The 12,713-nt window shown below is 70.5% G+C and carries 10 protein-coding genes; 7 read left to right on the top strand and 3 right to left on the bottom strand.

The window, feature by feature from the left end:
- The first annotated feature begins 2 nt into the window (after positions 1-2).
- The 6 genes from NUG21_RS03465 (at position 3) to NUG21_RS03440 (ending at position 7,325) form a co-directional block, all read left to right on the top strand.
- A complete protein-coding gene (locus tag NUG21_RS03465) occupies positions 3-725 on the top strand; it encodes a pilin (protein WP_263392290.1) in 723 nt (240 codons plus the stop codon).
- A gap of 39 nt (positions 726-764) precedes the next feature.
- Positions 765-1,712 (top strand): RDD family protein, encoded by a 948-nt coding sequence (locus NUG21_RS03460; RefSeq protein WP_263392289.1) that lies wholly within the window; start codon positions 765-767, stop codon positions 1,710-1,712.
- Positions 1,713-1,949: 237 nt separating this feature from the next.
- Positions 1,950-4,436, top strand: a complete 2,487-nt coding sequence (locus NUG21_RS03455) for a DNA topoisomerase I (protein WP_263392288.1) — start codon at positions 1,950-1,952, stop codon at positions 4,434-4,436.
- A gap of 331 nt (positions 4,437-4,767) precedes the next feature.
- Positions 4,768-5,328 (top strand): L-threonylcarbamoyladenylate synthase type 1 TsaC, encoded by a 561-nt coding sequence (locus NUG21_RS03450; protein ID WP_160945573.1) that lies wholly within the window; start codon positions 4,768-4,770, stop codon positions 5,326-5,328.
- A 591-nt stretch (positions 5,329-5,919) separates the two neighbouring features.
- Entirely contained in the window at positions 5,920-6,675 is a 756-nt protein-coding gene (locus NUG21_RS03445; RefSeq protein WP_263392287.1) for a DUF4124 domain-containing protein, read from the top strand.
- Positions 6,675-7,325 carry a DUF4124 domain-containing protein gene (locus NUG21_RS03440; protein ID WP_263392286.1) on the top strand — a complete coding sequence of 217 codons (651 nt, stop codon included), beginning with the start codon at positions 6,675-6,677 and terminating at the stop codon, positions 7,323-7,325. Before NUG21_RS03445 ends, NUG21_RS03440 begins: the two co-directional genes overlap by 1 nt.
- 842 nt (positions 7,326-8,167) lie before the next feature.
- Here the strand turns inward: NUG21_RS03440 and NUG21_RS03435 are convergent.
- Positions 8,168-8,941, bottom strand: coding sequence for an SDR family oxidoreductase (locus tag NUG21_RS03435; protein WP_263392285.1), 774 nt, complete (start codon positions 8,939-8,941; stop codon positions 8,168-8,170).
- An 87-nt stretch (positions 8,942-9,028) separates the two neighbouring features.
- Here NUG21_RS03435 and NUG21_RS03430 point away from each other — a divergent pair, with 87 nt between their 5' ends.
- Entirely contained in the window at positions 9,029-9,235 is a 207-nt protein-coding gene (locus tag NUG21_RS03430) for a hypothetical protein (RefSeq protein WP_317852483.1), read from the top strand.
- 81 nt (positions 9,236-9,316) lie between these two features.
- Here the strand turns inward: NUG21_RS03430 and sppA are convergent, their stop codons facing one another.
- Both sppA and NUG21_RS03420 read right to left on the bottom strand, forming a co-directional pair.
- On the bottom strand, positions 9,317-11,215 hold the full coding sequence (gene sppA, locus NUG21_RS03425; protein WP_160945578.1) for a signal peptide peptidase SppA: 1,899 nt from the start codon (positions 11,213-11,215) through the stop codon (positions 9,317-9,319).
- 76 nt (positions 11,216-11,291) lie between these two features.
- Positions 11,292-12,662: an MATE family efflux transporter gene (locus tag NUG21_RS03420; protein ID WP_160945579.1), complete on the bottom strand. Its 1,371-nt coding sequence runs from the start codon at positions 12,660-12,662 to the stop codon at positions 11,292-11,294.
- Positions 12,663-12,713: the final 51 nt, after the last annotated feature.

Genomic DNA, 12,713 nt, shown 5'->3' with positions numbered 1-12,713 from the left:
GGATGCACGAAGACACTTCCTCCCCCGCGCTCTGGTACTACGTCGACGCCGCACGCGAGCGGCACGGCCCGTTGCCGGCCTCGACCCTGCTGGAACGCCTGCACGACGGCCGCCTGCAGCGCGAGACCCTGGTCTGGCGCGAGGGCCTGGCGGAGTGGCGGCCGCTGCACGCGCTCGCCGCCGAGCTGGGCCTGCCCGACGCGCCCACCCCGCCGCCGTTGCCGCCACCGCTCCATGCCGCCCACCCCGCGGGTCCCGCTGCCGCTGCCGCGCCACGCAGTGGCCTGTCCGGCTGCGCGATCATGGCCATCATCGGCGCCGTCGGCGGCGTGATGCTGGTGGCGTTCCTGGGCATCGCGGCCGCGATCGCCCTGCCCGCCTACCAGGACTATCTCGCACGTGCGAAGGTCGCGCAGGCGCTCGGCACGCTGGCGCCGCTGAAAGACCAGGTCGCCGCCTTCGCCGCGCAGGAGCACCGTTGCGCGGTCAACGGCGACACCGGCTTCGGTACCCCGCAAAGCTATGCCGGCGACGCCATCGCGCAGGTGCGGGTCGGCCGCTTCGACAATGGCCACTGCGGCCTGGAAGCCACGCTGCGCTTGCCCGACCAAAAGCGCCTGGATGGCAAAGCGCTGTGGCTGGACTACGATGAGCGCACGTCCGCCTGGAACTGCAGTTCCGACCTGGACGATCGCGTCCTGCCGGTCCACTGCCGCGGCGGCTGACCGGCGTACCGTTTTCGACTGCAACTCCCGGGGAACAGAATGACTGAGTGGTACTACGCCGATGCGGCGCAGCAGCGCCATGGCCCGCTGGCGGCCGCCGACCTGCAACAGCGCTTCCAGCGCAGCGAGATCGGGCTGTCCACCCTGGTCTGGCGCGAGGGCCTGAGCGAATGGCGCACCCTGGCCGAGTTCGTCGACGAGCTCGGCCTGGCCCAGGCGCCACCTCCGGCTCCCGCGCTGGCACCGATGGAGGTCGGCGGAGAAGTGCCGCCCCCCGCTCCGACCCCGGCCGTGCCCGACGCCTGGGCCTCACCCGCGCCCCCCGCAGTCGCATCGCCCTACGCGGCCCCCAGCGCCGTGCTCGACGGCGGTGCGCGGGTGGTCGGCGGCGGCGAGGTGGTACAGGCCGGTTTCTGGAAGCGCGTGGCCGCCTACCTGATCGACGCGTTCCTGGTCGGCATGGTCGCCAATGTGATCCAGTTCGTGGTGCTGCTCGGTTTCATGGGGGTCAGTGGCGTCGGCAACCAGCCCAACTTCACCTCCGCCGCCGGCATCGTCATGCTGCTGCTGATGTACCTGATGCCGATCGCGATCTCGGCGCTGTACTACGGCCTGTTCCACGCCTCCACCAAGCAGGCCACGCTGGGCAAGATGGCGGTCGGCATCAAGGTGGTGCGCACCGATGGCAGCCGCATCACCGTGGCCCGCGGCGTGGGCCGCTACTTCGGCTTCATGCTGAGCAGCCTGACCCTGGGCATCGGCCTGCTGATGGCGGCCTTCACCGAGCGCAAGCAGGCCCTGCACGACATGCTCTGCGACACCCTGGTGGTGGACAAGTGGGCCTACACCGACCATCCGGAATGGCAGCAGCGCAAGCTCGGCACCGTCACCGTGGTGATCCTGTCGCTGTTCGGCCTGCTGATGGCGGGCGTGGTGCTGCTGGTGGCGCTGGCGATCGGCATGGCCGCCAAGGGCGGCTGGCACTGAGTCCGGCAGGCTCCGGAGCCGTGTTGCCACCTGCCCGGCGGCCCGGCCGACCGGCGCCGGCTTGACAGCGGGCGCCGGACATGCCCACTAATAAATAAGCGCCGTAGCTGAACGCCCGGGGGTTCCGTCCCGGGCGTCGGCTTCTCTGCGAGACCGCAACGCTTCACTAACCGGAGCAATTGCGCCACCCTACCGCCCCCAGGGCGTCCGCCCACGCCCATCGAAGCCCGACCCGCCATGTCCAAGCACCTGCTCATCGTCGAATCGCCCGCCAAGGCCAAGACGATCAACAAATACCTCGGCAAGGATTTCCACGTCCTGGCCTCGTATGGGCACGTGCGCGACCTGATCCCGAAGGAAGGCGCGGTGGATCCGGACGACGGCTTCGCGATGCGCTACGCGCTGATCGACAAGAACGAGAAGCACGTGGAGGCCATCGCCAAGGCCGCCAAGGCGGCCGAAGACATCTACCTGGCGACCGACCCGGACCGCGAGGGCGAAGCGATCAGCTGGCACATCGCCGAGATCCTGCAGGAGCGCGGTCTGCTCAAGGGCAAGCCGCTGCACCGGGTGGTGTTCACCGAGATCACCCCGCGCGCGATCAAGGAAGCGATGGCGCAGCCGCGGCAGATCGCCGGCGACCTGGTCGATGCGCAGCAGGCGCGCCGCGCGCTGGACTACCTGGTCGGTTTCAACCTGTCGCCGGTGCTGTGGCGCAAGGTCCAGCGCGGCCTGTCCGCCGGCCGCGTGCAGTCGCCGGCGCTGCGCATGATCGTCGAGCGCGAGGAGGAGATCGAGGCCTTCGTCGCCCGCGAGTACTGGTCCATCGCCGCCGACTGCGCGCATCCCTCGCAGCACTTCAACGCCAAGCTGATCAAGCTCGACGGGCAGAAGTTCGAGCAGTTCACCATCACCGACGGCGATACCGCCGAGGCCGCCCGCCTGCGCATCCAGCAGGCCGCGCAGGGCGCGCTGCACGTCACCGACGTCGCCAGCAAGGAGCGCAAGCGCCGCCCGGCGCCGCCGTTCACCACCTCCACCCTGCAGCAGGAAGCCTCGCGCAAACTCGGCTTCACCACCCGCAAGACCATGCAGGTGGCGCAGAAGCTGTACGAAGGCGTGGCAATCGGCGACGAGGGCACGGTCGGCCTGATCTCGTACATGCGTACCGACTCGGTCAACCTGTCGCAGGACGCGCTGGCCGAGATCCGCGACGTGATCGCGCGCGACTACGGCATCGCCTCGCTGCCGGACCAGCCCAACACCTACCAGACCAAGTCCAAGAACGCCCAGGAAGCGCACGAAGCCGTGCGTCCGACCTCGGCGCTGCGCACCCCGGCCCAGGTCGCCCGCTTCCTCACCGACGACGAGCGCAAGCTGTACGAGCTGATCTGGAAGCGCGCGGTGGCCTGCCAGATGATCCCGGCCACGCTCAACACCGTGAGCGTGGACCTGTCGGCCGGCAGCGAGCACGTGTTCCGCGCCAGCGGCACCACCGTGGTGGTGCCCGGCTTCCTGGCCGTGTACGAGGAAGGCAAGGACAACAAGAGCGCCGAGGACGAGGACGAAGGCCGCAAGCTGCCGGCGATGAAGCCCGGCGATCGCGTGCCGCTGGAACGCATCCTGGCCGAGCAGCACTTCACCCAGCCGCCGCCGCGCTACACCGAAGCGGCGCTGGTGAAGGCGCTGGAAGAGTACGGCATCGGCCGCCCCTCGACCTACGCCTCGATCATCCAGACCCTGCTGTTCCGCAAGTACGTGGAGATGGAAGGCCGCAGCTTCCGCCCGTCCGACGTCGGCCGTGCGGTGTCCAAGTTCCTGTCCAGCCATTTCACCCAGTACGTGGACTACGACTTCACCGCCAAGCTCGAGGACGAGCTCGACGCGGTCTCGCGCGGCGAGGAGGAGTGGATCCCGTTGATGTCGCGCTTCTGGGAACCGTTCAAGGAACTGGTCGAGGACAAGAAGGAATCGGTCGACCGTGCCGAAGCCAGCGGTGCGCGCGAGCTCGGCACCGATCCCAAGACCGGCAAGCCGGTGAGCGTGCGCCTGGGCCGCTTCGGGCCGTACGCGGCGATCGGCAGCACCGCCGAGGACGCCGAGGACAAGCCCAAGTTCGCCTCGCTGCGTCCCGGCCAGAGCATGCACACCATCACCCTGGAGGAGGCGCTGGAGCTGTTCCTGATGCCGCGCAGCCTCGGCCAGGACAAGGGCGAGGAAGTCAGCGTCGGCATCGGCCGCTTCGGCCCGTTCGCCAAGCGCGGCAGCGTGTACGCCTCGCTGAAGAAGGAAGACGATCCCTACACCATCGATCTGGCCCGTGCGGTGTTCCTGATCGAGGAGAAGGAAGAGATCGCGCGCAACCGCATCATCAAGGAATTCCCCGGCAGCGACATCCAGGTGCTCAACGGCCGCTTCGGCCCGTACATCAGCGACGGCAAGCTCAACGGCAAGATCCCCAAGGATCGCGAGCCGGCCACGCTGAGCCTGGACGAAGTGCAGAAGCTGCTGGAGGAAACCGGCAAGCCGGTGCGCAAGGGCTTCGGCGCCAAGAAGGCCGCGGCCAAGAAGGAAGCCGCGCCGAAGAAGAGCGCGGCGAAGAAGGCCGCGGCCGACGCTGCGGCCAAGCCGGCGGCGAAGAAGGCGGTCAAGAAGGCCGCGAAGAAGACCGCCAAGAAAGCGGTGAAGAAGGCGGCGAAGAAGACCGTGGCCAAAGGCGGCTGAGCCGCCCTTGCCGGGCTGCCGCGGTCGCGGCGGCGCTTACTGGGGTGCCGCGACGGAGCACCAGCGCCGGGCGCCCGCGCCAGTAACCCGCGAACCGCTGCCGCAGCTCGCCACATTGCACCTGCGCCATCGCCGGACGCGATCTTGCTGGCGCACATCCGGCGCGACAGCGCGCCCACGCACGCCCCGCCGCTGCACAGCGGCGCTTGCCTGCCCCGGTTGCAGGACCGGCCGCGACGCATCGCCCGGCCCGGCGCGCCCTGCGCCGACCGGCCCTGCCCCGCACCGACCCTCATTGTCCTTAGACGAGGACGTGCCGCATGATGCGCGCATGACCGACCTGTCGCTGAGCCATGCCGTCGCCGTCCTGCGCCAGGGCGGCGTGATCGCCTATCCCACCGAAGCCGTGTGGGGCCTGGGCTGCGATCCGCACGACGAGACCGCCGTGACCCGCCTGCTGCGGATCAAGCAGCGGCCGGTGGACAAGGGCCTGATCGTGGTCGCCGCCGAACTGGATCCGTTGCGCCCGCTGCTCGACCTGTCGGCGCTGCCGGCGGACCGGCTGGCCGCGGTGCTGGCCAGTTGGCCGGGACCGCACACCTGGATCCTGCCCGCCTCCGCGCATGCGCCGCCGTGGGTGACCGGCGCGCACCAGGGCATCGCGGTGCGGATCAGCGCGCATCCGCTGGTCGCCGCCCTGTGCCGGGCCTGGGGCGGCGCCTTGGTGTCGACCAGCGCCAACCGCGGTGGCGAGCCGCCGGCGCGGCAGCGCAGCGAACTGGATCCGCTGGTGCTGAACGACCTCGACGGCCTGCTCGACGGCGACACCGGCGGCCTGGCCCAACCCACCCCGATCCGCGACGCCGCCAGCGGCGAGATCCTGCGCTCCTGAGGCCCTGGCTTCCACGGCACGCCTTGCCTCCGTTGCAGTAACGCCTGGCGCAATGGCGATGGAGCCACGTGGGCGCTTCGCGCACCGCACCCTCACCCCCAACCCCTCTCCCGGTGCGAGAGGGGCTTGCACGCTTCCCTTCTCCCCTCGGGACCATGGCCCCCTTTTCGGGGGAAGGTGCCCCGCAGGGGCGGATGAGGGTACGGGCGCAGCTCGCATCGCCAGATCGACGAGGGCGTTTCGCGCGCCGCACCCTCACCCCACCGCCTCTCCCGGTGGGAGAGGGGCTTGCACGCTTCCCTTCTCCTCTCGGGACCACGGCCCCCTTTTCCGGGAAGGTGCCCCGCAGAGGCGGATGAGGGTCGGGCGCAGTTCGCATTGCCGGAGCAACGCGCCCGCACTGCACGAGCGCGCTCTGGCCGAGGCCGGCAACGCCGTGCAGCCGCTGCGAGAGTGCGGCAGGGAGCGCGCTGGCTGAGCCGCGGCATGCCGATGCGCTACGAGACCCTGCTGCGCACCCGCGCCCATCGCGTCCTGAATCCCCGCATGCACGCCCTTTCCCTGGCCGGCCAAGGCGCGCAAGATGCGCGCATGCGCCGCCTTCTCCGCCCCTTGCTGCTGCTGAGCCTGTCGCCCTGGATCGGTGCCGGCTGGGCGCAACAGACGCAAACGGTCAGCAGCGACGGCGGCAACGCGTCGGTACGCATCTACCGCTGCATCTCCGCCTCCGGTGCGGTCAGCCTGCAGAACGCGCCCTGCGAGAACGCGCGCCGGCAGCAGGTGCTGGACATGCAGCGCCCACGCGATCCGCCGCCGCGGCCGACCACCACCATCAGCACCGATCCGGCGCGCGGCGAGGCCTCCCCGGCGCCGCTGCCGCAGCGCGAACTGCGCATCGTCACCGTGCAGCCGGCGCAGCCGATGTACGAGTGCGTGACCCCGGAAGGCACGCGCTACACCAGCGACGACAACGCCGGCAATCCGCGCTGGGTGCCGCTGTGGGCCTATGGCTATGCCGAGGGCCCGTACGCGCGGCCGTCCGGGCGCGGCCCCGATGGCCGCTCGCCCGGCCCGCCGGGACCGCCTCCGCCCGGCCGTCCATACCCGCCAGGGCCACCGCCGCCGGGAGTGGCCGCCGGCGCCGGGGTGATCGTGCCGGCCGGCAGCACCCTGATCCGCGATACCTGCACGGCGCTGCCCGAGCAGGAGGTCTGCGCGCGCCTGAGCGACCGCCGCTGGGAGTTGATCCGTCGCTACAACAGCGCCCTGCAGAGCGAGCGCCGTGCGCTGGAAACCGAACAGCGCGGCATCGATGCACGCCTGGCGCGCGACTGCGGCGGCACCTGATGCGCCGTGCGCTCTGCCTGGCTGCGTGGCTGGCCTGCGCCGGCGCGGCGAGCGCCGAACCGGTGGTGTTCTATCGCTGTACCGATGCGCAGGACAACCTGACCATCCAGAACATGCCCTGCCCCAAGGGCATGCGCCAGCAGAAGAAGATCATGCAGGGCGTGAGCAGCGCCGCACTGCCGACCACGCTCGGAGCCGAGCCCGTTCCATCGTCGTCCCCTGCAAGCACACCGACCGCCGCCACGCCTGCAGACGCGGCGGCCCCGGTCGACACCACGGCTGCTGCAGCTCAACCGCCACCGCCAAAGCTACCGCCCCCGCCGCTGTACACCTGCACCACCCGCGAGCAGGCGTCCTACATCGGTGAGGTCGCCGAACCGCCGCCGCGTTGCGTGCCGCTGCACACGACGGACCTGGACGGTGGACCCAACCAGGCCGGCGGCAGCGCCTGCGAGGTGCTGCGCGACCAGTGCCAGCCGCTGCCCGCCGAGCAGTTGTGCGATACCTGGAAGAACTACGTGGCCGACACCGAAACCCACTGGCGCTTCGCCGTGCCCGAGCATGCGGAGACGCTGCATGCGGAGTTCGAACGCCGCATGCACCTGCTCGAGGCCAGCAACTGCAGCGCATCGGAGCGGCCTGCGCCGTGACCCATCGCGCTCGCGCGTAGTGGTGCGCCTGTCGTCGTAGGAGCGGCTTCAGCCGCGACCGGGCGTTCCCGACGCCAGCAAGTGCAGCGCACCGGAGCGGCCGCCGTGACCCATCGCGCTCGCGCGTGGTGGTGCGCCTGTCGTCGCAGGAGCGGCTTCAGCCGCGACCGGCGTCACCGAGGCCAGCAACTGCAGCGCATCGGAGCGGCCCGCGCCATGACCCATCGCGCTCGTGCGTGGTGGTCCACCTGTCGTCGTAGGAGCGGCTTCAGCCGCGACCGGGCGTTACCGAGGCCAGCAACTGCAGCACACCGGAGCGGCCTGCGCCATGACCCACCGCGCTCGCGCGTAGTGGTGCGCCTGTCGTCGTAGGAGCGGCTTCAGCCGCGACCGAGCGTTACCGAGGCCAGCAACTGCAGCGCACCGGAGCGGCTGCGCCGTGAGCCATCGTGCTCGTGCGTGGTGGTCCACCTGTCGTCGTAGGAGCGGCTTCAGCCGCGACCGGGCTTTCCCGGTAACGCCCGGTCGCGGCTGAAGCCGCTCCTACGGAATCCGCTGCACGCAGTTGCCTCGCTTGCACCACAGCCTGCAGCGCTAAAAACCCGTAGCGCAAAACCGCGGTCCACCGCGATGCATTCGGCGGTGATGTAGCAGGCGCAATCACAGGAACCAAACCGCAGCCGCCACTTCCTGGCACTCACCGCCGCAACCGGTCTACCACGGCGAGCGCGCGCCCTTGTGGGAGGGACTTCAGTACCGACGCCGTATCGCCCGGGACGCACCGCAAGACGCCTTCGGCTGGAGCCCTGCGCACACGCCGCCGCCATGCAGCCACCGAACCGTCAAAACCCGTAGCGCAAAAACCCACCGTCCACCGCGATGCATTCGCCAGTGACGTAGCTGGCCGCCGGAAGGCACAGGAACCCGACCGCCGCCGCCACTTCCTCCGGTTCGCCGATGCGGCGCATCGGCGTGCGCTCGATCACCTGCTCGTAGTAGTCCGGGTCCGACAGCGGGCCTGACGTGCGGCGGGTGCGGATGTACCACGGCGCCACCGCATTGACCCGGATGCCGTCCTCGGCCCATTCGGCGGCGAGGTTGCGGGTGAGCTGGTGCAGCGCCGCCTTGGTCATGCCGTAGGGCGCGCCGCTGCGCACGTGGGTCAGCCCGGACACGCTGCCGACGTTGACGATCGCCGAGGCCGCATGCCGCGCCAGCAGCGGATGCGCGTAGCGCGACAGTTCAAACGCGGAGAACAGGTTGGTCTCGAAGATGCCGCGCCATTCGTCCTCGGTGTAGTCCACCGCGGCCTTGCTGACGTTGCCGCCGGCGTTGTTGATCAGCAGGTGCAGGCCGTCGGCATGGTCCTCGACCCAATCCAGGATCTCGCGGCGGTCCTCGTCGTCGGCGACGTCGGCGGCCAGTGCCAGGATCTCGCGCTCGGGGAAGGCGTCGCGCAGTTCGTCGCGCGCGGTCTCGAGTGCATCGAGGTCGCGCGCCACCAGCAGCAGGTCGGCGCCGAACCCGAGCAGTTCGCGTGCGATCGCCAGGCCGATGCCGGCGCTGGCGCCGGTGATCAGCGCGGTCTGTCCGTCCAGCCGCCAACGGTGCTGCATGCGCGTGCCTGTCTGCTCACGTGAGAGGCGTAGGATGATACCTCCACCCTCGAGGAGGTCGCCGCCATGTCCGCACCACTGCGCAGGATGACGTTGGCATTGCCGCTGCTCGCACTGCTGGCCGCATGCAGGCCGGCGCCGCCGCAACCGCCCGATGCGCCGCCGCCGCCGAAGGCCAGCGCGTTGCGCGCCGCCATCGCCCAGCCGCTGGACCGCGCCAAGCAGACCCAGACCACGCTGGACCGCGCCGCGGCCACGCAGAACGCCGCGCTCGACGCCGCCACCGCACAATGAACAACGCCGGCCACGGGGGCCGGCGTTGCAGGCACATGCGGCGCGCCCGCGCGGGCGCGCCGCCACCGGCTCAGGGCCGGCTCACAGACCGCAGAAGCAGTAGGCCAGCGCCTTCACCGGTGCGCCCGGACGGGTGTCGGCCGCGTCCTTGACGAAGCGCAGCTGGGTGTCCAGTTCCGGCAGGCTGCGCGCCAGCAGGGCGTGGCCCAGCGCCGAGTCGCTCAGCATCCACACGCCCAGACGGCTGCCGGCGAACCCGCTGACGAACTGCGCGAACGGCGTGGCCGGCTTCTCGACGTAGCGCACCCGGTACTTGTCCGGGCCGCCCAGCTTGGCGCGCGCGGCGGCATCGGCCACCGCATCCTTGAAGCCGCCGAACGCGTCCACCAGCCCGCGCTCCTTGGCCTGCGCACCGCTCCACACGCGGCCGCGCGCCACCTGGTCGATGGCCTCGACCGACTTGCCGCGCGCCTGCGCGACCTTGCCGGTGAAGTCGGCATAGCCCTTGTTGATCACCGACTGGATCAGCTGGCCCACCGCCGGATCCATCGGCCGGGTCATGTCGAACGCGCCGGCGAAGCGGGTGGTGCCCACGCCGTCGGTGTGCACGCCGATCTTGTCCAGGGTGCGGGTGATGTTGGGGATCATGCCGAAGATGCCGATCGAACCGGTGATGGTCGACGGGTCGGCATAGATGCGATCGGCGTTCATGCTGATCCAGTAGCCGCCGGACGCGGCCAGATCGCCCATCGACACCACCACCGGCTTGCCGGCGGCCTTCAGCGCCACCACCTCGCGGCGGATCTGCTCGGAGGCGAACACTTCGCCGCCGGGCGAATCCACCCGCAGCACCACCGCCTTCACCGCGTCGTCGTCGCGCGCCTGGCGCAGCAGCGCCGCGGTCGACTCGCCGCCGATGCGGCCGGCCGGCTGTTCGCCGCCGCTGATCTCGCCCGCGGCGACCACCACCGCCACCTGCGGCCGCGAATCCACCGGCGAACGGCGCAGGTCCAGCTGCTGCAGGTAGCCGTCCAGGTCGACGTTGCGATAGCCGGTGTCGGCATCGTCGTCGGCGACGCCGCGCTTGGCCAGCAGTTGCTCGACGTCCTCGCGGGTCTTCAGGCCGTCCACCAGCTTCTGCTGCAGGGCGAACTTGGCCAGGTCGCCGCCGGCGGCGGCCACGCCCTCGGGCATGGTGTCGATGCCGGCGTTGATCTGCTCAGGCGCCAGCTTGCGCGCCTTGGCGATGTCGGCCACATAGCGCTGCCACACGTCGTTCATCCAGAACAGGTCGGCTTCCTTGGACGCCGGCGAGGCCGCGTCGAGCACGTAGGGCTCGGCGGCGGACTTGTACTCGCCGACCTTGAACAGGTGCACGTCCACGCCGAGCTTGTCCTGCAGGCCCTCGCGGAAATACTGGCGGTAGCGGCCCAGGCCTTCCAGGGTCATCGAGCCCATCGGGTCCAGGTAGACCTCGTTGGCCTGCGCGGCCAGCAGGTACTGCCACTGGTTCAGGTTGTCGCTGTAGGCAACGATCTGCTTGCCGGAGCTGCGCAGGTCCTGCAGCGCCTTCTCCACCTCGCGCATCGAGGCGAAGCCGCTGGGCTGCAGCTTGTCCAGGCGCAGTGCAACGCGCTCGATCTTGGGATCGGTCTTGGCCGCCTCGATCGCGCGCACCAGGTCGCGCAACTGGATCTCCTGCGCGCCCTTGTCGTTCATCGCCTTGGCCAGCGCGCGGCTGACCGGGTCGGCACTGAACTGCTCGACCAGCTTGCCTTCCGGCGCGATCAGCAGCGTGGTGCGGTCGCGCAGCGCCTTGCCGCCGTCGCCGCGCGCCATGGCGAAAACCATCGCCAGCAGGATCAGCAACAGGAAACCGAAGAACACCAGGTTGAAGATCAACCGGCGGGTGAAGTTCATCACATCCCACAGGCCGACGAAGAAGTTGGCGACGGGGCTGCGACGCACGGGTTGGTTCATGGAAAACTCCGAAGGGAAGGCGTCTTGCGCCTGCGCAGCATACCGGCTGCGTCAGGCCCCGCACATGCGTCTGAAGTCAGGGGGCCGCCGGCGCGGCCAGCAGCCGCGCGCTGCTCCAGCGGAACCGCGCGCCCATCATCACCGCCGCCGCGGTCAGGCCCAGGATCAGGCCGATCCACATGCCCTGCGGCCCCCAGCCCAGCCACAGGCCGAGGCCGGCGCCCAGCGGCATGCCCAGGCCCCAGTAGGAGCACAGGGCGAGCAGCATCGGCACGCGGGTGTCCTTGAGGCCGCGCAGCGCGCCGGCCGACAGCACCTGCACGCCGTCGGGGAACTGGAACGTGGCCGCGTACAGCAGCAGCGTGGAGGCCAGCGCCGCCACCGCCAGGTCGCTGGTGTAGATGCCGACGATGGCGTCGTGGCCGAACAACAGCACCAGCGCCGACAGCGCCTGGGTGCCGAGCACGATCGCATAGCCGGCCCAGGCCGCACCGCGCACGCCCACCGCGTCGCCGGCGCCGGCGGCGCGGCCGACCCGCACCGTGGTCGCCTCGGCCACGCCCATCGGCACCATGAAGCACAGCTGCGCCACGTTGATCGCGATCTGGTGCGCCGCCGCCGGCACCTCGCCGAGCCGCGCGATCAGCAGCGCGGTGACGATGAACAGGCCGCCTTCCATCAGGATGGTCACGCCGATCGGCAGGCCGGTCTTCAGCAGCCCGGCGATCGCGCGCAGGTCCGGCGCCTCGAACTGCGCGAACAGGCGCAGCGGCGCGAAGCGCTTGGACCGCGCCAGGTAGAAGGCGAAGCACAGCGCCTGCGCCCACATCGTGATCGCCGAGGCCATGCCCAGGCCGCCGGCGCCGTGCTCGCGCAGGCCCCACAGACCGAAGGTCAGCGCATAGCCGAGCGGGGCCAGCAGCAGCAGGCCGCCGAAGCCGAGCAGCATGGTGGGCAGCGTCCAGTGCATGCCTTCGCTGAGGTAGCGCATGCAGAAATACAGCACCAGCGCCGGCACGCCCCAACGGATCGCATGCAGGAAGTCGCGCGCGCCGGGCACGATCTCCGGGGCGATGCCCAGTTGCGGCAGCGCCATCGGCATCACGCTCAGGAACGCGAACATCAGCAGGCCCAGGCCCAGCGACAACCACAGCGCCTGGCGGAACAGCGGCCCGATCTGCGCCTGGCGCTTGGCGCCGTCGAGCTGCGAAACCGAGGCGGTCAAGGCGATCAGGGTGCCGATCGGGATCATCATCGGCAGCCACAGCAGGGCCGTGCCGACCGTCACCGAGGCCAGCGTGCGGGTGCCGTGGTGACCGGCGATCACGTTGTCGACGAAGCTGATCAGGCCGGTGGAGACGTGCCCCAGGACCAGCGGCAGGGCGAGCTGCGCGGTGGTGCGCAGTTCGCGGCCCCGGACCGTGGCCGGGGTGGAAGACGAAAACATTGCAAGACTCTGGCGATCTCGCCACTGCGGCCGCGCAGACAGCGCCGGACA

This window comes from Xanthomonas sp. CFBP 8445 (genome assembly GCF_025666235.1).
GTDB classification, from domain to species: Bacteria; Pseudomonadota; Gammaproteobacteria; order Xanthomonadales; family Xanthomonadaceae; genus Xanthomonas_A; species Xanthomonas_A indica.
This window is presented reverse-complemented; position numbering and strand designations above follow the sequence as displayed.